Below are 24260 nucleotides of genomic sequence, written 5' to 3' on the forward strand. Positions count from 1 at the left end.
CCGGGCCTCCGTCGACGCGCCGCGCGCAGGTTTCGGGCCGCCCGCGCGCATGCCTCGCCGCCACGGGGGTGGGGTGCGCGACCTCCCTCCCCCTCGACGCGACGAGACCAGGCGTCACGATCCTCCTCGCACGCGTGCGCGTACGCCGTCGCGGGCGCGCCGCGCGGGGTGTGAGGCCCCGGGGAGCGGCGACATCGGCTGTCGCGACCCCGACAAATTCGCGACAGCCGCGTCGCAGGGCCGCGACGCGCGAGCGACGGGATCCGTCGAAAGTCGATCATCCTATTGTTTTCATTTAATTTACAGCCTTGGCGCGGGGCTTGCTGAGAAACGCCGACACGACCCTCGCGATCCTCGCGGCGGGCGGCCTTCGGTCGCCCCGACGCCGGGCTCGCGCGGGACATCCCCCCCCGTGTCGTCCGACACACCACGAGCGAGCGGAGCCGCCGAACCATGGCCAACGTGACCTTTTCCTCCCCCACCCTCCACAAGGACGTGACGGTCTATGCCGTCGCGGGCGACCGCGGGACGATCCTCAGCGTCGCCGAGAAGCACAAGATCCCGATTCCGTTCGAATGCCGCGACGGCGAGTGCGGGTCCTGCCTGATCGAGGTCGTCACCCTCACCGGCAAGACCATGGGCTCGATGCTCACCGACAAGGAGAAGAGCATGCTGAAGTCGCTCGGCAAGATCACCGCCGCCGAGATCGCCAACGCCGAGACCAACGACGTGGCGCCGAAATATCGGCTCGCTTGCCAGTACATCGTCCGCGACCAGGACGTGCTGGTGCGCTTCGCCGGCGACGAGCCGGGCGGCGCGGAGTGATCGAACGCGCGGCCGGAGGCGCGGGCTCACGCCCGACGGCCTCCGCCGCCCCCCCCGAGACCTCGCCCCGGCGAGGTGATCGACCGACGAGGAGACCGTCGACATGAAGAGCGTCGAGGAATTTCTGGCCTATGCCATCAAACTCGAGGAGGAGGCGATGCTGCGCCTCGGCGAGCTCGCCGACAGCATGACCACCTACGGCAACGCCGAGGTGGGCAAGCTCTTCCGTAAGCTCTCGGAATATTCCAAGTGGCACATGGGCGACGCCAAGGCCCGCGCCGGCTTCCGCGAGATCCCGGAGATGACGCCCGACGAGTTCCATTGGCCGCAGGGCGAGAGCCCGGAACGGGCGGCGATCTGGGGGGCGGATCCGTTCCTCGCCCGCGAGGAGGCGCTCGAGATCGCGCTCGAGGCGGAAAAGGCCGGACTCGCCTTCTATGCCCATGTGTTCGAGACCACCGACGACCCCGAGATCAAGGCGCTCGCCAAGGAGTTCGTCGAGGAGGAGAAGGAGCACGTCGGCGAGCTCGAGAAGTGGATCGCCGCGCACAAGGCGGGCCAGCCGATGCCGGTCGACGCTTGAGGGACCCTTCCCCCCCGACACCCGTGAAGCCCTGGCGTCCGCGCCGGGGTTTTCGGCCATGAATTCGGTTCAGGCGCGCGAGACGGCGGTGGCGCGGGCGATCGCGGCGTCGCTCGGGCGCAGCCCGGTATAGAGCACGAACTGCTCCACCGCCTGGAGCGTCATCACCTCGGCGCCGGTGATCACCCGCCGGTCGAGGCGGCGGGCCGTGCGGATGGTCGGGGTCTCCGAGGGCATCGCCACCACGTCGAAGACCGTGTCGGCCGCGGCGATCGCGGCCTCGTCGAAGGCGAGATCCTCGCTCTCGCGCCCACCCGCCATGCCGATCGGCGTGACGTTGACGAGAAGCGCCCCCGCCGTCGCCCCGACCTCGGATGACCAGGACCAGCCGCAGCGCTCGGCGAGCGCGCGGCCGGCGGCCTCGTTGCGGGCGACGACGGTGCCGCGCGAAAAGCCGGCGTCGCAGAGCGCGGCGGCGACGGCCTTGGCCATGCCGCCGGAACCGCGCAGGACCACCGGCGTCGCCGGATCCACCCCATGCTCGACGATCAGCTTCGCGACCGCGACGTAATCGGTGTTGTGGGCGGTCAGTCGGCCGTCGTCGTTGACGAGAGTGTTGACCGCGCCGATCGCGGCGGCCGAGGGCGCCATCTCGTCGACGAAGGCGATCACGGCCTCCTTGTGCGGCATCGACACGGCGCAGCCGCGCACGCCGAGGGCGCGAATGCCGGCGATCGCCCCGGCGAGGTCGGTCACCGCGAAGGCCTTGTAGACGTAGTTCAGGCCCAATTCCTCGTAGAGATGATTGTGGAACCTCGTTCCGACGTTGCTCGGCCGGGCCGAGATCGACATGCACAGGCGCGTGTCGCGATCGATACGGAGCGTCATTCGCGGTCGTCTCCCCGGCGGCGGAGATGCCGCGCCGAGGAGCCTAGACCGCATACGACTTTCGTTCAATACGAGCGATCCCTCGTCACCCCACCAGCAACTCGACGGCGCGGGCGAGCGGCATGTCGACCACCTCGATGCCGAGTTCGGCGAAGAACTTCAGCTCGTTGCGCGTGAGGTTCGCGACCTCGACGATCGCGGTGGAGGGACCGGCCGAGCGCTTGGCGATCTGGCGGGCGTAGGTGCGCAGCATCTGGTCGTGGAAGCGACAGCCGACGAAGACGAAGCCGCGCGTGGTGCGCAGGCCCTTCACCACTTCGGGGATCGGCGACTGGATGTCGATTTCGGTGAGGACCTCGACATAGTCGCTGTCGGCGACGAGGAAGTTCTTGGCCGGGGTGACGGCGCCGTGCGGCTTGTAGAGCACGGTCTTCGCCGCGTCGGCTGCCTCGGGCAGGACTTCCGTGCCGGCGGGATCGTAGACCTTGGTCCAGATGTCGCGGTTCTCGCCGGAGCGGGTGACGCCCTGGACCTCGATCCAGTCGGCGCGGCCGGCGGCGTTCAGCGCGGCACGGGTGGCGCCGTCGTACCAGGTGTCGACGATCAGCGAGAGCGGCAGGGAGGCGAGCCATCTCGTCAGTTTCGACGGGGCCACGGGAGCCGCGAAGATCTCGGCCATGTAGCCGACCAGCGTCTTGCGATGGCGTCGCTGCTCGATGAACTGGGCGACCGACCACATGTTGGTCCGGATGCGCGAGGGCGCCGGCGCCTTGGCGTGGAGCGCGGCGGCGACCGTCTCGGGCAGCATCGGCACCGGCGGTTCGCCGGAAAGGCGCATCAGCTCCGGGCCGAGATAGGGCACGAGGCGATCGGCCTCCAGACCGAAGCGGACGTCGGCGATCTTGGCCTCGGCGGCCGCGCCGGTGAGCACGACGGCATCGGTGGCGAGAATGGTCATCTGAGGCTCCTTCGAAGACGATTTCGCACCGAGGCGCGAGAGGACGTGTGCGGGGCGAGGCGGTGGCGGGATTCCTTCTCCCCCTGCGGGAGAAGGGGCGAGGCAACCGCCCTCGCCCGGCGCCGGCTCATACCGAACGGATGCGATTGCGAATTTACTCGCTCGGTTCGGCTTCACCCCGAGGCGCCCGGCCGGAGGCCGGGCCTCGTGAGGCGCGAAGCCATGACGGGCGGTGCCTCTCGGTCCTTCGTGCTTCGAGGCTCGCTCGCGCTCGCTCCTCGGCATGAAGGACCTCCGCGAAAGGCCGAAAGGCCGAGGTTCATACGCCCCGTCTCACTCCTCCTCGCCGATCTTGCGGGCGTTGACGGTGATCGGCAGTTTGGTGTCGGCGGGCATCTCGGGCAGTTCGAAGGCCCAGCCGTTCTTGATCTTGATGGTGCCGCCCCACATGGACTCCTTCTCCATCTCGACGATCGGCTCCTCGAGGTCCTTCTTGGGAAGGTAGGCGGACAGGCCCTTGGGCGTGTTGCGGATCATGATCTTCATGGCGGGGCCTTTCGGAATGGATCGGGCGGGGCCCGGTGGTCGGCGGCGGTCCATTCCCCGGACCGCCCGGAAGTCGCCCCCTCGAGGGGCGGAGAACTCATTCGGCCGGCTCGACCTCTTCCTCGGCCTTGCGGGCGTAGCGCGCGGCCTCCTCTGGGGCGCGATCGAGGCTGACCAGTTCCTTGCCGCGCATGCCGACGATGGTGCCGCGCTCGGTCCATTCGACCGCGTAGATGTAGAACATCTGCAGGAAGGTCCCGATGTCGCGGACGTAGCCGGTGTCGCCCTTGAGGACGAGCGGCTCGCCGATCTCCTTGCGGGGATAGGTGCCGTCGTTCTTGACGAGGCGCTTGGCGATCACCCGCTCGCCCGGCTTGAAGACCGGGGGCTTGCGGATCTCGACTTCCTCTTCGCGTCCAAGGCCCATCACACACCCCCTTCGGTCTTCCACCGCTCGGCCACGACCTCGCGGATGATCTCCTCGGCGTCCTCCGCCAGGAGGTCGAGATCGGCGAGCGGGATCCGCTCGGCGACGGTGAAGCGCACGCGCACGTCCGGATCGTGCACCATGAGGCGCAGCCGTTCCGGCGCCAGACGCTCGGCGACGATCGCCCGCACGGTCGGGTCGTCGTCGCCGGCCATGGCGGCGACCAGCGTGTCGACGATGCGGCGGGCCGCCTCGCGACGGATTTCGGCGTCCTCGTCGTGCATGACGCGGATCAGCAGGGCCGGCGGCGCGCGACGGGCCGCCGCCATGCGGACGCCGTAGTCGGCATCGAGCAGGAGCGGCACCAGATCCTCGCCGTCGAGCCGGCGGACCACGGTCATGCGCACGCGCCGATCGGGGTCCTTCACGAAGGCGCGGATCCGGGGTTTCGGCAGGCGCAACGCCACCATGGCGCGGACGTCCGGCTCCGGATCGTTCATCAGCGAGGGCAGACGGAACAGGCTCGCGTATTTCGCCGCCAGCACCCGCACCTCGAAATAGGGATGGCCGAGGTAACGATCGGCCTGGGAGGGATCGGCCGCGAAGAAGCGGTCGATCCTCTTGCCGCGCCGATCGTTGACGCAGGTCCGTCCGAATTCGCAGAGGCCGGCCGCACGGTTCTCCTCGTGCGGACAGTCCTTGCAGGAGACCGGGTTGCCCAGCCAGTCGAGAGCCTCGTCCTCGACGACCGGCTGGGGCGCCGGATCCGGTTCTTGACACGTCTCGGTCATGAGCGGCGTCCCTCTCGCCGTTCGGGCCGGGTGGTCAGGCCTTGATGCAGGTCTTGGGCACCGGGCAGACCGCCGCGCACTGCTGGGTGTCCATGCCCTCGCACTCGGTGCACTTGGCCGGATCGATGATGTAGGTCTCGCCCTTCATCCGGATCGCGGCGGAGGGGCACTCGAACTCACAGGCGCCGCAGCTGGTGCATTGGGAAGCGATGATCTTGAAGGCCATGAGGCTTTCTCCTGAAGTCACGTCTCGAGATCGGCGGGAACCGCCGGGTGGGGCCGTCCGGCGGCGACCGCCGGATGAAGCGCGAGCGAGCGACGGCCCAACTTCCGTCGACACCCACGAAAGAGCGGCGTTCTCCCGGAGGAGAGCGCCGGGCGGCGGGTCGGGTCAGGCGACCGCCGCGGAGGTCTCGAGGCCGAATTCGGCCGCGTAGAGCGAACCGATCGCGGTCTCGATGTATTCGAAGCCGTAGTCGTCGGTGGCCCGGATGCCGGCCGCCGTCAGCATGTCCTTCGGGCAGTCGCCGATCTTGGCGCAGAGCACCACGTCGACGCCGACCAGCGCCTGGATGACGGTGTCGAGCGTCGCGTCCTCGCCCCAGCCGCCCTCGCAGTACTGGGCCTCGACCTTGCGGTGTCCGACGAAGCCGATGCCCTTGGGGCCGACCTCGTAGACCTGGAACTCCTTGGCGTGGCCGAAGTGCTCGTTGACGCGGCCGCCGCCCTTGGTGGCGACCGCCACCAGGAGCTTCGCGTCGGTGGCGACGTCCTTCACTTCCGCAACGGCGGCCTTCTTGGCCTCGACGTGATCGCCGCGCTCCTTGGCGACGATCTCGCGATAGGCCTCGCGGCGGGAAGCGTCGTAGGTGACGGTCTCCGGCAGCTGGTCGAGGGTGAATTCCTGGCCGCGATCCTCGCCGAGCAGGCCGACCGCGTCGGCGCGGCACTGACGACAGTGGCGCATCAGCTTGGCGCCGCCCTCGAGCTTGTCCTGCAGCGCCTTCAGCTCCATCGGCGTCGGGCCGCGCTGGCCGGTCAGGCCGTAATGGGTGCCGTGGGCCGGATCGGAGATCAGCGGCATCACGTTGTGCAGGAACGCGCCGCGCTCCTTGACCCACTTGTTGACCTCGAGCAGGTGCTCGTCGTTGACGCCGGGGATCATCACCGAGTTGATCTTGGTGAGGATGCCGCGGGCGGTCAGCATCTCGAGGCCGAGCATCTGGCGCTCGTGCAGGATCTTGGCCGCCTCGATGCCCTCGTAACGGCGCTTGTTGTAATAAATCCAGGGATAGATCTTCGCGCCGATCTCGGGATCGACCATGTTGATGGTGATCGTGACGTGGTCGACGTTCATCGTCGCGAGCTCGTCGACGTGATCGGGCAGGGCCAGACCGTTGGTCGAGATGCACAGCTTGATGTCGGGGATCTCCTTGGAGATCTGCTCGAAGGTCGCCTTGGTCTTCCTCCAGTCGTAACAGGCGTCGCCGGGGCCGGCGATGCCGAGCACGGAGAGCTGCGGCACCTCGTTGGCGACCGTCACGACCTTGCGCATCGCCTGATCGGGGGTCAGCTTCTCGGAGACGACGCCGGGGCGGCTCTCGTTGGCGCAATCGTATTTGCGATTGCAGTAGTTGCACTGGATGTTGCAGGCGGGCGCCACCGCCACGTGCATGCGCGCGAAATAGTGATGCGCCTCTTCCGAGTAGCACGGGTGGTCCTTGATCTTGTCCCACACGTCCTCGGCCATGTCCTCCGGCTTGGCGGACGAGCCACAGGAGGACGACGAGCAACCGCCCGACGTGGCGGCCTTCTGGAGAGCTTCCTCGTCGATCGGAGCAAAGAGGCTTTCCAAGGAAATCATCGGCTGGTTCATCGACCCACTCCCCTCGGCATGGTTCGAGGGAGAGATGGCAAGCGGCGTGCCAGAACCGAAATCGGCTTGGTTTTCAACGATTCCAGGATCTATGGACTTTTACCGACAGCACGCGTTGTCGGATTCGTGTCGCGTGTCCGACACGCGGCCTCGGAGGCGGGGCGGATCCGCGCGGTTCGGCGGCGGCGGGCGCGCCGCGCGCGTCAAAATCGGTTCGACGAGCCTCGAAAACCGCGGGTATGCGGTCTTTTCCTTATTGCCATCGCCGGTGGCGGGTCCCAAACGTCGGAGAAACGCAACACGAGGTACGTGATCTCCCATGGACCAGACCGCAGACGGCTTGGAAGCGGCGATCGATCGTCTGGTGCGCCGCTTCTACGCGAAGGGCGACCGCGACGATCTGCTCGGGCCGGTGTTTCGGGCGATCCCGGCCTTCGACGAGCACATCGGCGTGATCGTCGATTTCTGGTCGCGTCAATTGTTGGGAACCGATCGCTATCAGGGCCGGCCGTTTCCGCCGCATTGGAAGCTGGCGATCGAGCCCGATCATTTCGATCGCTGGATGGCGCTGTTCAGCGAGACGGCGCGCGAGGAACTGCCGGCGGATCTCGCCGAGCAGGCGATCACCAAGGCCGGCCACATGTCGACCGCCTTCCAGGCCGGACTGTTCCCGTTGCGTGGCCCCGACGGCCGGCCGATGCGCCTGCCGCGCAGCTGAGGGAGGGCGCGCCCTCCCCGCCGCCGGCTCGCCCCGGCCGCGATGGCGCGAGCCAAAAAAAAAGGCCGCCCTACGGCGGCCCAAGTCTTAGGGAGGAAACGCCCGAGAAGGGCCATGAGCGGCGCCGCGAAGCGCGGCTCACCCGGAGACCATAATGTTGCGTTGCAGTAATTGCAATGCGAAATTTCTGCTGCATCGCAAATTCCTCACCGCGACGTCTTCGCGGACCGCGTCCGAGAGATCGTTCCGCCCCGGCGCGCGGGCGCAGGATGGCGAGACGTCGTCGGGCGGCACCGCGCCGGTTCCGGCGCGTTGTTTCGATGTGAGATTTGAAATATTACTTTGGAGGTCTCGGCGGGATCTGTCGGCGCGCGCCCGTGGCGGCGCCCTTACCCAAGGTCATATTTCGGTGAAGTAGATCTACGTAGCGGATTTCACATCATTCGTTAACCGCCCTGCTTCCAATCTGGAGGACGCCCCTTCAGGTTCGCCGAAGCGCTCGGAGTTGTCATGGCGTCCTCCATCCGACCGACCCGCCACGAGGTCACCTTCGACCCCGATGAGATCATCGTGTCCAAGACCGACCTCAAGGGCCGGATCACCTACGCGAACAAGACCTTCGCGACGGTCGCGGGCTACAGCCGCGCCGAGCTGATGGGCGCGCCCCATTCGATCATCCGGCATCCCGACATGCCGCGCGCGGTCTTCAAGCTGCTGTGGGATCGGCTCGGCGAAGAGAAGGAGGTCTTCGCCTACGTCAAGAACATGGCGAAGAGCGGCGACTTCTATTGGGTCTTCGCCCACGTCACCCCGTCCTACGACGACGCGGGGACGGTCTGCGGCTACCACTCCAACCGCCGCGTGCCCGACCGCCGGGTGATCGAGACGGTGATCGAGCCCGTCTATGCCGAGCTTCTGGCGATCGAGGCTTCGCACGCCAACGCGAAAGAGGGCATGCGCGCCTCCTTCGCCCGCCTCTTGGACATCGTGAAGTCGAAGGCCAGCAGCTATGATGAGCTCATCTTCTCGCTCTGAAGTGCTCGTTCCGGGCGTCGTCGCCCTGGCGGCGATCATCGGGACCGGGGTGGCGATCGCCTTCGAGGCACGGTGGGCCGCGCTCGGTCTCCTCGCCGTGGCGGCGCTGGCGACCGCGATCGGGATCCGAGCGGCGCTCCACGTGCGGGCCGGCGTCTCCCGCGCGATCCGGGTGTGCGAGGCGCTCGGCAAGGGCGACTTCGAGACCCGCGATCTGGTCTTCGATCAAGGGGGGATGGTCGGCGACCTGTCGGAGGCGATCAACGACATGGCCGACCACATCGACGCCTTCGTGCGCGAATCCGGCGCGGCGATGGACGCCGTGCGCCACAACCAATATTGGCGCCGCATCCTGCCCGACGGCATGCACGGCGCGCTCCTCAGGGCCTCCGGCACGATCAACGAAGCGACCGACGCGATCCAGCAGCGGGTCGAGTCCTTCAACGTCTCGACCGAGGATTTCGCCCAGACCATCAATTCGATCGTCGACAGCCTGATCGCCGCCGCCGGCGGCATGAGCGACACCGCCACGCGGATGAGCCAGGGCGCCGGCGTCACCGGCGATCGCGCCACCTCGGTCGTCGGCACCTCGCAGGCGGCCTCCACCGACGTGCAGCGCGTCGCCGACGCGACCGAGCACCTGACCGCCTCGGCGCGCGGCATCGGCGACGAGGTCGAACGCTCCGCGACGATCGCCCGGGCGGCGGTCGTTCGCGCCGAGGAGACCGGACGCATCGTCTCCGGCCTCTCCAGCGCGGCGGAGAAGATCGGAGCGGTGATCGGCCTGATCGATCAAGTCGCCGGCCAGACCAACCTCCTCGCCCTCAACGCGACGATCGAGGCGGCGCGCGCCGGCGAGGCGGGACGCGGCTTCGCCGTGGTCGCCGCCGAGGTCAAGGGCCTCGCCGAACAGACCGCCAAGGCGACGGGCGAGATCGGCCGCCACATCGCCGAGGTCCAGAGCGCGACCCGGGCCGCCGTCGACAGCATCGTCGGCATCGGCGGCACCATCGCCGAGATCGACGCCATCACCGGCGCGATGCGCGGCTCGATCGAGGCGCAGATCGTCGCCACCTCCGAGATCGCCCACAACGTCGGCAGCGCCTTCGAGGGCTCGCGGCGGGTCACCGACAACATCTCGAGCATCGGCGAGATCGCCCGCGAGACCGCCGAACTCGCCGACGGCCTGCTCGGCACCTCGCGCTCGATCTCCTCGGAAGGCGATCGCCTGTCGCAGACGGTGCGCGACTTCCTGGTGCGCCTGCGGCGCGGGCCGCTCGACCGCCGCGTGACGGCCGAGCCGCGCGTGGAGACCGGCTACGAACTCGACGTGCTCGAGGGCGCGCGGCGCGCGCGGGCGACCTGCATCGACGTCTCGATGAGCGGCGCCAAGCTCGCGGGATGCGAACCCTCGCTCGCGGTCGGCGCACGGCTCGAGCTGGTGTGCGAGCCGGGCGTCGTCTGCCCGAGCATCGTGCGTTGGCGCGACGGCGGCCTCGCGGGCGTCGAATTCATCGCCGCCGAACTGGCTCCAGACGCCGTCGATCGGCTGCGCCGCATGGTCGCCCACGCCAAGGCCGCCTGACCGCCTTCACGTGTGCACCGCCGAAACTCACGAAATCTCCAGGTGACGGCGCGTCCGTAATCATGCTGATATGCGACAAAGGCCGGAGCGACTCTCCGGCCTCGTGTCGTTTCATGTCAGTCGAGGTCCGCTCATGCGGGTGTCCGCCCTTCGTTTCGCCGCCGCCGGCGCCGCCCTGGCGGCGAGCCTCGGTGTCTTCTCCACGTCGGCCCTCGCCCAGTCGGCCCCGCCCGCCGGTCCGGCGGTGACGGTCGCCAAGCCGGTGGTACGCGAGGTTCAGGAGACGCTGATCTATACCGGCCGGTTCGACGCCACCCAATCGGTGACGATCAAGTCGCGGGTTCCCGGCTATCTCCAGTCCGTCACCTTCAAGGACGGCGCCTTCGTCAAGAAGGGCGAGCTGCTCTTCACCATCGACCCCCGCCCCTATCAGGCCGCGGTCGATCAGGCGAAGGCGGCGGTCACCGTGTCGGAGACCACCCTGCAGTTCACCACCAGTGATCTCGAGCGCGCCCAGCAGCTCCAGAAGACCGGCAACATCACCGATCAGCTCTACGATCAGCGCCGTCAGGCCTTCCTCCAGGCCCAGGCCCGCGCCATCGGCGACAAGGCGGCGCTCGCCGCGGCGACGCTCAATCTCGAGTTCACCGAGGTGCGCGCGCCCTTCGACGGACGGATGTCGCGGACGCTGGTGTCGGAGGGGACTCTGGTCGGCGCCGCCGACACGGCGCTGTCGTCGATCGTCGCCGCCGATCCCATCGACTTCTATTTCGAGCTCGACGAGGCGACCTTCCTCGGCCTCGAGCGCGCGCTCGGCAGCGCCGGCGCCAAGGGCACGATCGTCGGCACGCCGGTGGAGATCGGCACCTCCGACGAGCCCGAGCCGAAGCGCAAGGCGACGATCGACTTCGTCGACAACCGGGTCGATCAGGCCTCGGGCACGGTGCGCCTGCGCGCCAAGGTCGCCAACGCCGATCTGTTCCTGACGCCGGGCCTCTTCGGGCGCATCCGCGTGCCCTTCGGCGGTCCGAAGCAGGGCATCCTCGTTCCCGACGACGCGATCGCCTCCGACCAGACCCGACGCATCGTCTATGCGGTCGGCGAGGACGGCGCGGTGACGCCGAAGCCGGTGGTGCTCGGCCCCAAGATCGACGGCTATCGCCTGATCCGGTCCGGCCTCGCCGGCACCGAGACGATCGCGATCAACGGCCTCGTGCGGATCCGGCCGGGCATCAAGGTGACGCCGCAGGTCGCGACCCTGCCGCCCGTCGCCGCGCCGGCCAAGTGAGAAAGGGCCGAGCCCCATGCGTTTCGCCCATTTCTTCGTCCGCCGACCGATCTTCGCCTCGGTCCTGTCGATCCTGATCGTGATCGTCGGGCTGGTGGCGTTCAACGCGTTGCCGGTCTCGCAATATCCCGAGATCGCCCCGCCGACGATCGTCGTGCGCGCCAACTACCCCGGCGCCGACGCCGAGACCGTGGCCGCGACCGTCGCGACCCCGCTCGAGGAGCAGATCAACGGCGTCGAGGACATGCTCTACATGTCCTCCTACGCCTCCTCCGACGGGTCGATGGCGCTGACCATCACCTTCAAGCTCGGCACCGATCTCAACAAGGCGCAGGTTCTGGTGCAGAACCGCGTCTCGGTCGCGCTGCCGCGCCTGCCGCAGGCGGTGCAGCAGACCGGCGTCACCACCAACAAGTCGTCGCCCGACATCATGATGGTGCTGACGATGTTCTCGCCGGACGGGTCGCTCGATCCGCTCTACGTGTCGAACTACGCCCGCGCCAACGTCCGCGATCCCCTCCTGCGGCTCGATGGCGTCGGCGAGGTGACGATCTTCGGCGAGCGGCTCTATTCGCTGCGGATCTGGCTCGACCCGACCAAGCTCGCCGGGCTCGGCCTCGTCGCCGACGACGTCGTCCAGGCGGTCCGGGCGCAGAACGTCCAGGTGTCGAGCGGCACGCTCGGGGCGCAGCCGGCGCCGAAGGACAATGCCTTCGAACTGGTGGTGCGCACCCAGGGGCGCTTCCAGGATCCCAAGCAGTTCGAGGACGTGATCGTCCGTTCGACCGCCGACGGCCGCGTGATCCGGCTCGCCGACGTGGCGCGGGTCGAGGTCGGCGCACAGAGCTACACCAACGCCTCGTTCTACAACGGCAAGCCCTCGGTGGCGGTGGCGGTGTTCCAGCGCCCCGGCACCAACGCGCTCGCCGCCGCCCATCAGATCGAGACCGAGATGAAGGAGCTCTCCAAGAGCTTCCCGGCCGGTCTCACCTACACCGTCGGCTTCAACCCGACCGAATACATCCAGGCCTCGGTCGACGCGGTCTACGAGACGCTGTTCGAGGCGGTCGGCCTCGTCGTGATCGTGATCATCGTCTTCCTCCAGTCGTGGCGGACGGCGGTCATTCCGCTGGTGGCGATCCCGGTGTCGCTGATCGGCACCTTCGCGGTCCTGTCGGCGCTCGGCTATTCGCTCAACAACCTGACGCTCTTCGGTCTGGTGCTGGCGATCGGCATCGTCGTCGACGACGCCATCGTCGTGGTGGAGAACGTCGAGCGCAACATGCGCGACGGCATGCGCCCGCGCGACGCCGCCCACACGACGATGGACGAAGTCGGCACCGCCGTCATCGCCATCGCGCTGGTGCTCGCCGCGGTGTTCATCCCCACCGCCTTCGTCACCGGCATCACCGGCCAGTTCTACCGCCAGTTCGCGGTGACGATCGCGGTCTCCACCATCATCTCGGCGGTCAATTCGCTGACCCTGTCGCCGGCGCTCGCCGCGCTGCTCCTGAAGCCGCATCGCGACGACGAGCCGGAGGGCCCGATCGCGCGGATCGGCCACGCGCTGGCGGGCGGGTTCAACCGCGGCTTCGACCGGCTCGCCGACGCCTATGCGGCGGCGGTCGGGGTCGCCGTGCGCTGGAAGTTCGTCTCGCTGCTGATCTACGCCGGGCTCATCGCGGGCACGGTGTGGCTCGCCAAGGTCCTGCCGACCGGGTTCATTCCGAGCCAGGACCAGGGCTATGCGCTGGTCATCGTCCAGTTGCCGGACGGCGCCTCGCTGTCGCGCACGCAGGCCGTGGTCGCGGAAGCGGGCGAACGGGTGCGCAAGATCGACGGCGTCGCGGCGACCGTCGAGGTGGCGGGCGTCAATGCCTCGACCTTCACGCCGTCCTCGAACGGGGCGATCCTGTTCGTGCCGTTCAAGTCGTTCGACGAGCGTCTGCCCAAGGGCCTGACCTCGGACAAGATCGTCGGCGCGGTGCTGAAGACGCTGGCGCCGATGCAGGAGGCCTTCACCGTGGCGGTGCCGCCGCCGCCGGTGCGCGGCCTCGGCAACCAGGGCGGCTTCAAGATGCAGATCCAGGAGAAGGATTCGGCCGACATGCGCCGCATCCTCGGCCTCACCTATCAGATGATGGGCGCGGCGGCGAAGGATCCGGACCTCTCCCGCGTCTTCACCACCTTCTCCGCCTCGACGCCGCAGGTCTGGCTCGACATCGACCGGACCAAGGCGCAAATGCTGAACGTGCCGATCGGCGCGATCTTCGACGCGCTCCAGCAGAACTTCGGCTCGGCCTACGTCAACGACTTCAACGCCTTCGGCCGGGTCTATCAGGTCCGCGCCCAGGCCGACGCGTCGTTCCGCATGACCCGGGACGATCTCGCCCGGCTCAAGGTGCGGTCCTCGAACGGCGCGCTGGTGCCGCTCGGCACGCTGGTGACGGCGCGCGAGGTGGCGGGACCGGCGCTGATTCAGCGCTACAACATGTACACCTCGATCCCGCTCCAGGGTCAGGCCGGCCCGGGCGTCTCGTCGGGTGCCGCCCTCGACAAGATGGAGGCGATCGCCCGGCAGGTGCTGCCGCAGGGCACCGGCTTCCAGTGGACCGAACTCGCCTATCAGGAGAAGTTCGCGGCGAGTTCGGCGGCGCCGATCTTCGCCTTGTCGGTGCTGTTCGTGTTCCTGCTCCTGGCGGCGCAGTACGAGAGCTGGGCGCTGCCGCTGGCGATCATCCTGATCGTGCCGCTCGGCGTCGGCGCGGCGCTGGCGGGCGTGTGGATGCGGGGGATGGACAACAACATCCTGACCCAGATCGGTCTGATCGTGCTGATCGGTCTCGCCGCGAAGAACGCGATCCTGATCGTCGAGTTCGCCTCGCAGCAGGAGATCCAGAACCGCGACGGGCCGGTCAAGGCGGCGATCGAGGCCTGCCGTCTGCGTCTCCGGCCGATCCTGATGACCGCCTTCGCCTTCATCCTCGGCGTGGTGCCGCTCGCCTTCGCGGTCGGCCCGGGCGCCGAGATGCGGCGGGCGATCGGCACCGCCGTGCTCTCGGGCATGATCGGCGTCACCTTCGTCGGCCTCTTCCTGACGCCGGTGTTCTATGTGGCGATCCGCAAGACCACCGGCTGGGTGCGCACCCGCGCCAAGCGCCGGGCGGTGGCGGAGGCGCGCGGCGGCTGACGCCGCCCTCAGCTCACCCAATGAGACGAGGCCCCGTTCGAGCGATCGAACGGGGCCTTTTCGTTTCCGCGATCCGATGCCGTCACTCCGCCGCCGCGGCCGGGGCGATCTCGGCGAGGGTCTCGGAGAGGACGGTGGCGATCTCGGGGCGGCAGGAGCCGCAGTTGGTGCCGGCCCGAAGCTTCTCGCCGATCGCCGCGACGGAGCGGCAACCACCGCGTACGGCGTCGCGGATCTGTTCGATACCGACGCCGTAACAGGTGCAGACACGGCGGCCGGGATCGACGGTCGCGCCGCCGGGACGACCGGCGAGAAGGGAGACGGCCTCGATCGCCGGGATCGGGCCGGAGGAAAAGCGCGAGCAGAGCCAGTCGCGCGAGGCCTCGACCGGGGTCGGGGCGACGAAGAGCAGCCCCACCACCTCGCCCGCGCGGATCGCGGCGAGGCGCAGGCGGCGCGCCTTGGCGTCGGCGACATGCACGACGGCATCGATCGGGCCGAAGAGATCGCCGGCGAACGCCTCGGCGTCGCCGAACGCGTCGAGGCCGGCCAATTCCAGGCGGATGCCGCCCTCGATGCGGGCGAGCGCCCAATAGTCGGTCTCGTGGGCGGGACGGGTCTCGCGTCCCACCGCGAAGCCGTACCAGCGCGCGGCGAAGGGCTCGACCGCGACGGTGGTCGCCTTCGATTCCGGTTGGCCGGAGATCGGGTCGGTCTCGGGCGCGACGAGGGCATCGACCCGGCCGCGCGCGGTGAAGCGATCGGTCCAATGGATCGGCACGAAGACCGCACCGGGGCTCTGACGGTCGGTGACGAGGGCGCGGACGACCACGTGGGCGCGATGGTTCTCGATGCGCACGAGGCTCGCCGGGGCGATGGCGAGGCGCTCGGCGTCGGCGGGGGCGATCTCGACGAAGGGTTCGGCGATGTGGCCGGAGAGACGCGGCGCCACCCCGGTGCGGGTCATGGTGTGCCACTGGTCGCGGATGCGGCCGGTGTTGAGCCAGAACGGCCGTTCGGGCGTCGGCCGGGCGCGGGGCGCGCGGAAGGGCGTGGCGACGAAGCGGCCCCGGCCGTCGGGGGTGAAGAAGCGGCCGTCGGCGAAGAAGCGCTTCTGGGCATTGGGCGTCGCCTCCCCGGCCCGGCGCGGCCATTGGAACGGAGCGAGCGCGTCGAAGCCGGCGTCGTCGAGATCGGCGAAGGCGGAGATGTCGAAATCGCGAGTCACCTCCGGGCGATGACCGGAAAGGCTCGCGTGTTCCCGGAAGACGCCGGCGGCGGTCTCCCAGCCGAAGGCCTCGCCCCAGCCGAGCCGCCGGCCGACCTCGGCGAGGGCCCACCAATCGGGCTTCGCCTCGCCGACCGGGGGCATGAAGCCGCGCTGGCGGCTGATGCGGCGTTCGGAATTGGTGACGGTGCCGTCCTTCTCGCCCCAGGCTTCCGCCGGCAGCAGGACGTCGGCGAGTTCGGCGGTGTCGGTCGAGCGCATCACCTCGGAGACCACCACGAAGGGACAGTTCTCGATGGCGCGCTTCACGCGATCGGCGTCGGGCAGGCTGTCGACCGGGTTGGTCGCCATGATCCACAGCGCTCGGATGCGCCCGTCGGCGACGGCATCGAAGAGGTCGACCGCCTTGTGGCCGGCCGTCTCGGCGATCCTCGGCGAGCCCCAGAACTCCTGGACCAGGGCGCGGTGGGCCGGGTCGGCGAGTTCGAGATGGGCGGCGAGCTGGTTGGCGAGGCCGCCGACCTCGCGTCCGCCCATGGCGTTGGGTTGGCCCGTCACCGAGAACGGCCCGGCGCCCTCCTTGCCGATGCGGCCGGTGAGGAGGTGGCAATTGATGATGGCGTTGACCTTGTCGGTGCCGGCCGAGGACTGATTGACGCCCTGGCTGTAGACCGTCACCACCTTCTCGGTCGCGGCGAAGAGGGCGAAGAAGGCCTCGACGTCGGCCACGGCCAGGCCGGTGACGCGGGCGGCCTCGGCCGGATCGGCAAAACCGGCGACGGCGGCGAGCGCCTCGTCGAGGCCGGAGGTGTGATCGGCGACGAAGGCGGCGTCGCGCCGTCCGGCGCGCTCCAGCGCGTGCAACAGGCCAGCGAAGAGGGCGACGTCGGAGCCCGGCGCGAGGCCGAGATGAAGATCGGCGACGTCGTCGGTGGCGGTGCGGCGCGGGTCGATGTTGACCACCTTCATGGCGGGACGCGCGGCCTTGGCGGCGGCGATGCGCTGGTAGAGGATCGGGTGGCACCAGGCGAGGTTGGAGCCGATCAGCACCACCAGATCGGCCTGTTCGAGATCCTCGTAGGTGCCGGGCACGGTGTCGGTGCCGAAGGCGCGCTTGTGGCCGGCGACAGAGGAGGCCATGCACAAGCGCGAATTGGTGTCGATGTTGGCCGAGCCGACGAATCCCTTCATCAGCTTGTTGGCGACGTAATAATCCTCGGTCAGGATCTGGCCGGAGACATAGAGCGCGACACTGTCGGGACCGTGATCGCGGATCGCGGCGGCGAAGGTGTCCGCGACCCGGTCGAGCGCCTCGTCCCAGGTCGCGACCACGCCGCCGATCTCCGGCCGGGTCAGGCGGCCGTCCGGGACCAGGGTCTCGGCGAGCGCCGCGCCCTTGACGCAGAGCCGGCCGTAGTTGGCGGGATGATCGGGATCGCCGGAGACCGTCACCGTGCCGTCGGCGTGGACGTCCGCCTTCACGCCGCAGCCGGTGCCGCAATAGGGGCAGGTGGTGAGGGTCGAGCGGACGATGTCGGACATGCGGGTCTCCTCGCGCCGACGCGGGGCGCGCGCGTCGGACGTCGGACGATGATCGGTCTGTGGCGAGATCACCCGGACGGCGAACCGTCCGGGCGGTGGATCACTCGGCGGCGAGCCTCTCCGCGGGGACGGCGAGGCGGATGCGGCCGGCCTCGACGGCGACCGCGAATTCCTCCGCGCAGCCGTGATCGGCGCCGGTCGCCTCGCCGTTCTCCAGGTCGATGACCCAGTTGTGCAGCGGACAGGCGACCTTGCGGCCGTGGACGATGCCCTCGGCCAGCGGACCGCCCTTGTGCGGGCACTTGTTCTCGAGCGCGAAGACGGCGTCGTCGGCGGTGCGGAAGACCGCGATCTCGCGGGCCCCGATCCGCACCGTGCGGGCCCCGAGGGCCGGCACGTCGTCGAAGGCGCAGATGTCGTACCAAGTGGTCATGGCGCGGTGCTCCTGTCGTTCTGGACTCGGGGTCATTCGGCGGCCAGGGCCGGGACGATGGTGATGGGCGAGAACTCGTGGGATTCCAGGCCGGCGACGCGCTCGGCCCACGGGTCGATCTGGGCGAATTTCTGCGAGAGCAGGAAGCGCTCCCACAGCGCCTCACGGGCCGCCGGATCGTCGACGATCGTCGCCTTGATCGTGTCGAGGCCGACGCGTTCCTGCCACTTGTAGATGCGTTCGAGATACCAGGCACCCTCGCGATACATCTGGAGCACGGCGCCGGAATATTCGAGCGCCTCCTCCTCCGTATCGACGTGGCAGAGCAGATCGGTCGCCCGGACGTGGAGACCGGCCGCGCCGGAGATGTGGATGTCGTAACCGCTGTCGACGCAGATCACGCCGATGTCCTTGACCGTCGCTTCCGAGCAGTTGCGCGGGCAGCCGGAGACGGCGAGCTTGACCTTGGCCGGGGTCCAGGAACCCCACATGAGCTTCTCGAGCTTGACGCCGAGGCCCATGCTGTCCTGGGTGCCGAAGCGGCACCATTCCTTGCCGACGCAGGTCTTCACCGTACGCAGGCCCTTGGAGTAGGCATGGCCCGAGACGAGGCCGACCTCGTTCAGATCCCGCCAGATCGCCGGCAGGTTCTCCTTCTTGATGCCGAGCATGTCGATGCGCTGGCCGCCGGTCATCTTGACGAGGGGCACCGCGTGTTTCTCGGCGATGTCGGCGATGGCGCGCAGCTCGGCCGCCGTGGTCAGGCCGCCCCACATGCGCGGCACCACCGAGAAGGTGCCGTCCTTCTGGATGTTGGCGTGGACGCGCTCGTTGATGAAGCGCGAGCGGCCGTCGTCCTCGTATTCGCCCGGCCAATCGCAGACGAGGTAGTAGTTGAGCGCCGGACGGCAGGAGGCGCAGCCGTTCGGCGTCTTCCAGCCGAGTTCCTGCATCACGGCGGGGATCGACTTCAGGCCCTTGGCGCGGATGAAGTCGCGCGCCTCGCCGTGGGTGAGGTCGGTGCACTTGCACATGGTCTTGCGGGCCGGGCCGGTGAAGGCGTCGCCGAGGGTGACCGCGAGCACCTGCTCGACCTTGCCGGTGCACTGACCACAGGAGGCGGAGGCCTTGGTGACCGCCCTCACCTCCTCGAGGCTGGTCAGCCCCTTCTCGGTGATCGCCTTGACGATGGTGCCCTTGCAGACGCCGTTGCAACCGCAGATCTCCGCATCATCCGGCAAGGCTGCAACGGCCGCCATAGGGTCCAGGGGGGAGCCCCCCTGATAGGCCTGGCCAAAGATCAGGGTGTCGCGCATGGCGCCGACGTCGGTGCCGTCTCGGATCAGGTCGAAGAACCAGCCGCCCTCGGCGGTGTCGCCGTACATCACCGCGCCGAGGACGCGATCGCCCTCGAGCACCAAGCGGCGGTAGATGCCGCGGGCGGGATCGCGCAGGACGATGTCGTCGCGGCCCTCGCCTTCGGCGAAATCGCCGGCCGAGAAGAGATCGCAGCCGGTCACCTTGAGTTTGGTCGACAGCTCCTTCGGGGTGAAGGCCGCCGTCTCGCCCAGCAGCGTCGCCGCGAGAACCTTGGCCTGATCGTAGAGCGGCGCGACGAGACCGAACAGAATCCCCTCGAACTCGACGCATTCGCCGACGGCGAAGACGTCCGGGTCGGAGGTCCGCATCTGGGCGTCGACCTTGATGCCGCGATTGACCTCGACGCCGGCCGCCTTGGCGACGCGGGTCTCCGGGCGGATGCCGACGGCCATCACCACGAGATCGGCGGGGATCACCGAGCCGTCCTCGAGGGCGACGCCCTCCACCTTCTCGGTGCCGAGGATCGCCTTGGTCGAGGCGCGGGTCAGAACCGTGATGCCGCGCTTCTCGAGATCCTTGCGCAGGAGATAGCCCGCCGCCTCGTCGAGCTGACGCTCCATCAGGTGGCCCATCAGATGGACGACCGTCACCTCCATGCCGCGCAGGCGCAGGCCCGCCGCCGCCTCGAGGCCGAGCAGGCCGCCACCGATGACGACCGCGCGGGCGCCGGGGACGCTCGCCTCGATCATCGCGTTGGTGTCGTCGAGGTCGCGGTAGGCGACGACGCCGGGGAGATCCTTGCCCGGAACCGGCACGATGAAGGGCGAGGACCCCGTGGCGATCACCAGCTTGTCGTAGGCGACCTCGCCTTTCGCGCCGACCACCACCTTGCGGTCGCGATCGATCGAGACGACCGGCTCGCCGAAGCGGCAGGCGACGGCGTTCTCCGCGTACCAGGCGTCGTCGTGGGTGACGATCTCCTCGTAACTCTTCTCGCCGGAGAGGACCGGCGACAACATGATGCGGTTGTAGTTGCCGCGCGGCTCCGCGTTGAAGAGCGTGACCTCGAAGGCCGAGGGGGCGGACTCGAACAGGTGTTCCAGGACACGGCCCGAAGCCATGCCGGCGCCGATGACGACGAGTTTCTGCATGCCTTTGTTCCTCAGCAATACCAAGCGACGATGTGGGAGAGTTCGCCGCCGACGTGGATCGGGAGAGCGACCATGGAGTCGTATCCGGCGGCGAGGCCGGGCTGCTTGCCCTCGACGAGGGGAACGCCGGTGCCGAGGACGCGGCCGATCAGGCCCTGCCACGCGCCGACACGCCGTTCGGCGTCCTCGCTCCACAGCGGCCCCTCGCGGGCGCAGATGCCGTCGACCAGAACCGCCTCATGGGCCTTGCCGACCTTGGCGGCGCGGGCGTCCCACAGTTCGAAGCGACGGGCGATCGGGGTGCCGCGCGCCGACAGGAGCGTCACGACGAAGGCCTTGCCGCCGGGCACCGGCACGGGGAAGCCGAGGCCGGTGGTGAGGCCGGCCTGACCGGCGCTCTCGGCGCGGATGAAGCGATAGCCCGAGCCGAGATCGCGCATCAGCATCGGCGTCTCCGCCGCCCAGACGCCGCCGGGGAGCCCCTGGCTGCGCGGGAACTGGGTGTGCTGCGAGACCCATTCGAAGTGCTTGGCGGCGCCGTAATAGCCGTCGTCGAGGGTGAGCAGGCCGCCCTTCTCCTTCCACACCTCGATCGCGCCGGTGCGGTCCGCGTCGTCACCGCAGAGCACCACCAGGACGGCCTTCAGCTCGGCGCCGGCGAAGACCGGGACCGCCACGGCGCTGGTCAGACCGGCGGCGCGCGCCGCCTCGGTGCGCTTGAAATAGGAGCCCTCGAAGCCCTTCAGCACCACCGGCCGGGCTTCCGCCCAGGCCTTGCCGGGCAGGCCCTCACCCCGGCCGAAGCTCTCCTCTCCGGAGACGGCGGCGAATTCGGCGAGCGTGCCGTAGTTGCCGGAACCGAGGACCAATCGGTCCCCTTCGGGCACCCAGACCTCGGCCACTTCGATGAAGGTACGGGCGGGTTTGTCCAGAGCGATGTCCATCATGCGGCCTCCCGACCACCGTTGCCGGCGGCCTTCTTCTCGGCCGGAGCGGCCTTCGCCGGTCCGTGCGCGCCTTGTTCGTATTCTTCGAGGAAGGTCAGGACCTGCTCGCGGTAGGCGTAGTAGTCGGGGTGGGCGAGCAGCGCCTTGCGGGTGCGCGGGCGCGGCAGGTCGACCTCGAGGATGCGGCCGATCTCGGCGTTCGGGCCGTTGGTCATCATCACCACGCGATCGGCGAGCAGGATCGCCTCGTCGACGTCGTGGGTGACGCAAATCGCGGTGACCTGGGTGCGGGTCCACACCTCCATCAGCACTTCCTGGAGCTGCCAGCGGGTGAGGCTGTCGAGCATGCCGAAGGGCTCGTCGAGCAGCAGCAGCTTCGGCGAGAGCGCGAAGGCGCGGGCGATGCCGACGCGCTGGCGCATGCCGTTCGACATGTCGGAGGCGGGCTTGTCCATGGCGTCGCCGAGGCCGACGCGGGCGAGGTAATATTCGGCGACATCGGCCTTCTCGGCCCGGGTCGCGGTCGGATAGACCTCGTCGCAGCCGAGCAGGACGTTCTCCTTGGCCGTCAGCCACGGGAAGAGGCTCGGCGCCTGGAACACCACGGCGCGGTCGGGGCCGGCCCGATCGACCTCGCGACCGTCGAGGATGATGCCGCCCATCGACACGTCGGTGAGGCCGGCGACCATGGTGAGCACGGTCGACTTGCCGCAACCGGAATGGCCGATCAGCGAGATGAACTCGCCGCGCTTCATCTCGAGGTCGAAGCCGTCGACCACGGTGAGCGGGCCCTTCGGGGTCGGGTAGATCTTCTTCACTTCGTCGAACTCGACGTAGCGATTGACGATGCCGGTCTTCGGGCGGGCGGCCTCGGCCCAGGCCTTGGGCAGTTCGCCGGCCTTCTTGGCCTCGGCGAAGGCCGCCTTGATCCTGGCGACGTCCTCGCGGAAATGGACCGGAACGACGTCGGGCAGACGGCTGCCGTCGTCCTCGCCCGAACCCTGCTCGATGCCCATGTCCATCAGATATTGGGTGATTTCGGCGCGCAGGCGCTTGAACTCGGGATCGTGGTTGGCGGCGGTGCGATCGCGCGGACGCGGCAGGTCGATCACGAACTCGCGGTCGAGGGTGGCGCCGGGGCCGAGGGTGAGCGGGATGACGCGGTCGGCGAGGAGCAGCGCCTCGTCGACGTCGTTGGTGATGAGGACGACGGTCTTCTTGTCCTCTTCCCAGATGCGCTCGATCTCGTCCTGGAGCTTGGAGCGGGTCAGCGCGTCGAGCGCCGACAGGGGCTCGTCGAGCAGCAGCACCTCCGGGCTCATGGCGAGGGCGCGGGCGATGCCGACGCGCTGGCGCATGCCGCCCGAAAGTTCGGCCGGCTTGCGGTCGCGGGCGTGGGAGAGGCCGACCATCGCGATGTACCTGGCGACGCGCGCCTCGCGCTCTTCCGCCGTGGCCTTGGGGAACACCGTCTCCACCGCCAGCATGATGTTGCCGTGGACGGTGAGCCAAGGCATCAGCGAATAGGACTGGAAGACGAGGCCGCGCTCGGGGCCGGGCTCGGTGACCGGCTTTCCCTTCATCAGCACCTCGCCGGCGTCGGGCTGGACGAGCCCGGCGATGGTCGAGATCAGCGTGGTCTTGCCGGAGCCGGAGAAACCGAGGATGGCGACGAATTCTCCTTCGCGGATCGAGAGGTTCACGTCGGCGAGGACGTGGGTGACACCGTCGCCGGAGCCGTAGCTCTTGGAGACGTGTTTCAGTTCGAGGATCGGGGTCGCTTCGCTCATCGCTCGCTCCTCAACGCTTGGCCTGGACGGTGAAGGCGGCCTGGAGCGCGAGCATCACGCGGTCGAGCAGGAAGCCGATGATGCCGACGGTGAAGACCGCGACCATGATGCGGGCGAGCGAGGAGGAGGAGCCGTTCTGGAACTCGTCCCACACGAACTTGCCGAGGCCGGGGTTCTGGGCCAGCATTTCCGCGGCGATCAGCACCATCCAGCCGACGCCCAGCGACACGCGCATGCCGGTGAAGATCAGCGGCAGCGACGAGGGGATGACGAGCTTGAAGACCTTCTTGGCCCAGCCGAGACGCAGCACGCGGGCGACGTTCATCAGGTCCTTGTCGATCGAGGCGACGCCGAGCGAGGTGTTGATCAGGGTCGGCCACAGCGAACACAGCGTCACCGTAATCGCCGAGACCAGGAACGACTTCTCGAACATCGGGTCGGTCGAGGTGTAGAGCGCGGAGACCACCATCGTCACCAGCGGCAGCCAGGCGAGCGGCGAGACCGGCTTGAAGATCTGCACCAAGGGATTGATCGCGGCGTTCACCGTCGGCGACAGGCCGGCGAGGATGCCGAGCGGAATCGCCACCACCGTGCCGATGACGAAGCCGGTGAAGACGGTCTTCAGCGAGGTCAGGATCTTGTCGATGTAGGTCGGCTTGCCGACGTAGCTGCGCACCTTGATCTCGGCCTTGGGATCGGCGACGAGGATCTCGGCGTTGCGCTTCTCCTGACGCTGATAGAAGGCCTTCTCCTTGGCGCGTTCGGCCGAATGGTCGGCCATCAGCACCGTGAACTGCTCCCACACCTCGACGGGCCCCGGGATGGCGCCGAGCGAGGTCTGGACGCGGGGGGCGAGCGCCCCCCAGATGCCGAGGAAGATCATCATGGCGAGCACCGGCACGCCGGCGAGGCGCCACAGTTCGCGCCCCTGCGTCTTGAGATTGTCGCCGCCGATCATCTTGAGGACCGGCACCAGGAAGCCCAGCCCCAGGACCGAGAGATAGCCCTCGACCTTGGTGATGCGCGTGAACCAGCGCTGGCGGCGGGCCTCGCGGTCGGCGGCCTTGGCGGCATCCGTGGCGAGCGTGTCGGAGGCGATCGTCATGGGGGGCTTCCTTCAGGGGTGGCGTCGAGGCGCC

General features: G+C 68.8%; 20 protein-coding genes. 7 read left to right on the plus strand and 13 right to left on the minus strand.

The window, feature by feature from the left end; translation table 11 throughout:
• Nucleotides 1-453 precede the first annotated feature (453 nt).
• Both J3S89_RS20035 and J3S89_RS20040 read left to right on the plus strand, forming a co-directional pair.
• Nucleotides 454-825: a 2Fe-2S iron-sulfur cluster-binding protein gene (locus J3S89_RS20035; RefSeq protein ID WP_217930430.1), complete on the plus strand. Its 372-nt coding sequence runs from the start codon at nt 454-456 to the stop codon at nt 823-825.
• Nucleotides 826-928: 103 nt separating this feature from the next.
• Nucleotides 929-1408 (plus strand): ferritin family protein, encoded by a 480-nt coding sequence (locus J3S89_RS20040; protein ID WP_217930432.1) that lies wholly within the window; start codon nt 929-931, stop codon nt 1406-1408.
• A gap of 69 nt (nt 1409-1477) precedes the next feature.
• Here J3S89_RS20040 and J3S89_RS20045 read toward each other — a convergent pair whose 3' ends face one another.
• The 7 genes from J3S89_RS20045 to nifB form a co-directional block, all read right to left on the minus strand.
• Nucleotides 1478-2296, minus strand: coding sequence for a shikimate 5-dehydrogenase (locus tag J3S89_RS20045; RefSeq protein ID WP_217930434.1), 819 nt, complete (start codon nt 2294-2296; stop codon nt 1478-1480).
• 85 nt (nt 2297-2381) lie between these two features.
• Complete coding sequence (locus J3S89_RS20050; RefSeq protein WP_217930436.1) at nt 2382-3254, minus strand: SIR2 family NAD-dependent protein deacylase; 873 nt, start codon at nt 3252-3254, stop codon at nt 2382-2384.
• Nucleotides 3255-3587: 333 nt separating this feature from the next.
• The gene (nifT, locus tag J3S89_RS20055; protein WP_217930442.1) at nt 3588-3800 is read right to left on the minus strand and encodes a putative nitrogen fixation protein NifT; all 213 of its coding nucleotides are present in this window, start codon (nt 3798-3800) and stop codon (nt 3588-3590) included.
• Between the two features lie 97 nt (nt 3801-3897).
• Entirely contained in the window at nt 3898-4227 is a 330-nt protein-coding gene (locus tag J3S89_RS20060) for a nitrogen fixation protein NifZ (protein WP_217930444.1), read from the minus strand.
• Nucleotides 4227-5018, minus strand: coding sequence for a 4Fe4S-binding leucine-rich repeat protein (locus J3S89_RS20065; RefSeq protein WP_217930453.1), 792 nt, complete (start codon nt 5016-5018; stop codon nt 4227-4229). The genes J3S89_RS20060 and J3S89_RS20065 overlap by 1 nt, the downstream gene beginning before the upstream one ends.
• A gap of 34 nt (nt 5019-5052) precedes the next feature.
• Nucleotides 5053-5244 (minus strand): 4Fe-4S dicluster domain-containing protein, encoded by a 192-nt coding sequence (locus J3S89_RS20070; RefSeq protein ID WP_217930455.1) that lies wholly within the window; start codon nt 5242-5244, stop codon nt 5053-5055.
• 165 nt (nt 5245-5409) lie between these two features.
• Nucleotides 5410-6894: a nitrogenase cofactor biosynthesis protein NifB gene (gene nifB, locus J3S89_RS20075; protein ID WP_217930457.1), complete on the minus strand. Its 1485-nt coding sequence runs from the start codon at nt 6892-6894 to the stop codon at nt 5410-5412.
• Between the two features lie 319 nt (nt 6895-7213).
• On the opposite strand from nifB, the gene J3S89_RS20080 reads away from it, so the two are divergent.
• The 5 genes from J3S89_RS20080 (at nt 7214) to J3S89_RS20100 (ending at nt 14710) form a co-directional block, all read left to right on the plus strand.
• Entirely contained in the window at nt 7214-7612 is a 399-nt protein-coding gene (locus tag J3S89_RS20080; RefSeq protein WP_217930459.1) for a group III truncated hemoglobin, read from the plus strand.
• Between the two features lie 510 nt (nt 7613-8122).
• On the plus strand, nt 8123-8647 hold the full coding sequence (locus J3S89_RS20085) for a PAS domain-containing protein (RefSeq protein WP_217930469.1): 525 nt from the start codon (nt 8123-8125) through the stop codon (nt 8645-8647).
• Complete coding sequence (locus tag J3S89_RS20090; RefSeq protein ID WP_217930479.1) at nt 8625-10232, plus strand: methyl-accepting chemotaxis protein; 1608 nt, start codon at nt 8625-8627, stop codon at nt 10230-10232. Before J3S89_RS20085 ends, J3S89_RS20090 begins: the two co-directional genes overlap by 23 nt.
• Before the next feature lie 133 nt (nt 10233-10365).
• Nucleotides 10366-11520 (plus strand): efflux RND transporter periplasmic adaptor subunit, encoded by a 1155-nt coding sequence (locus tag J3S89_RS20095; RefSeq protein WP_217930481.1) that lies wholly within the window; start codon nt 10366-10368, stop codon nt 11518-11520.
• 16 nt (nt 11521-11536) lie between these two features.
• Entirely contained in the window at nt 11537-14710 is a 3174-nt protein-coding gene (locus tag J3S89_RS20100; protein WP_217930483.1) for an efflux RND transporter permease subunit, read from the plus strand.
• 82 nt (nt 14711-14792) lie between these two features.
• Here the strand turns inward: J3S89_RS20100 and J3S89_RS20105 are convergent, their stop codons facing one another.
• The 6 genes from J3S89_RS20105 to J3S89_RS20130 all read right to left on the minus strand — a co-directional run bounded on the left by J3S89_RS20105 (nt 14793) and on the right by J3S89_RS20130 (nt 24226).
• On the minus strand, nt 14793-17471 hold the full coding sequence (locus tag J3S89_RS20105; RefSeq protein ID WP_420801336.1) for a nitrate reductase: 2679 nt from the start codon (nt 17469-17471) through the stop codon (nt 14793-14795).
• A gap of 109 nt (nt 17472-17580) precedes the next feature.
• A complete protein-coding gene (nirD, locus tag J3S89_RS20110) occupies nt 17581-17913 on the minus strand; it encodes a nitrite reductase small subunit NirD (protein WP_217930494.1) in 333 nt (110 codons plus the stop codon).
• 32 nt (nt 17914-17945) lie between these two features.
• On the minus strand, nt 17946-20384 hold the full coding sequence (gene nirB / locus J3S89_RS20115) for a nitrite reductase large subunit NirB (RefSeq protein ID WP_217930503.1): 2439 nt from the start codon (nt 20382-20384) through the stop codon (nt 17946-17948).
• Nucleotides 20385-20395: 11 nt separating this feature from the next.
• Nucleotides 20396-21328, minus strand: coding sequence for a GAF domain-containing protein (locus J3S89_RS20120; RefSeq protein ID WP_217930505.1), 933 nt, complete (start codon nt 21326-21328; stop codon nt 20396-20398).
• Complete coding sequence (locus tag J3S89_RS20125; protein ID WP_217930515.1) at nt 21328-23121, minus strand: ABC transporter ATP-binding protein; 1794 nt, start codon at nt 23119-23121, stop codon at nt 21328-21330. Before J3S89_RS20125 ends, J3S89_RS20120 begins: the two co-directional genes overlap by 1 nt.
• Before the next feature lie 10 nt (nt 23122-23131).
• A complete protein-coding gene (locus J3S89_RS20130; protein ID WP_217930538.1) occupies nt 23132-24226 on the minus strand; it encodes an ABC transporter permease in 1095 nt (364 codons plus the stop codon).
• Nucleotides 24227-24260: the final 34 nt, after the last annotated feature.

Origin of the sequence: Pinisolibacter aquiterrae, assembly GCF_019160155.1 — a bacterium.
In the GTDB taxonomy this organism is placed as follows: Bacteria; Pseudomonadota; Alphaproteobacteria; order Rhizobiales; family Ancalomicrobiaceae; genus Pinisolibacter; species Pinisolibacter aquiterrae.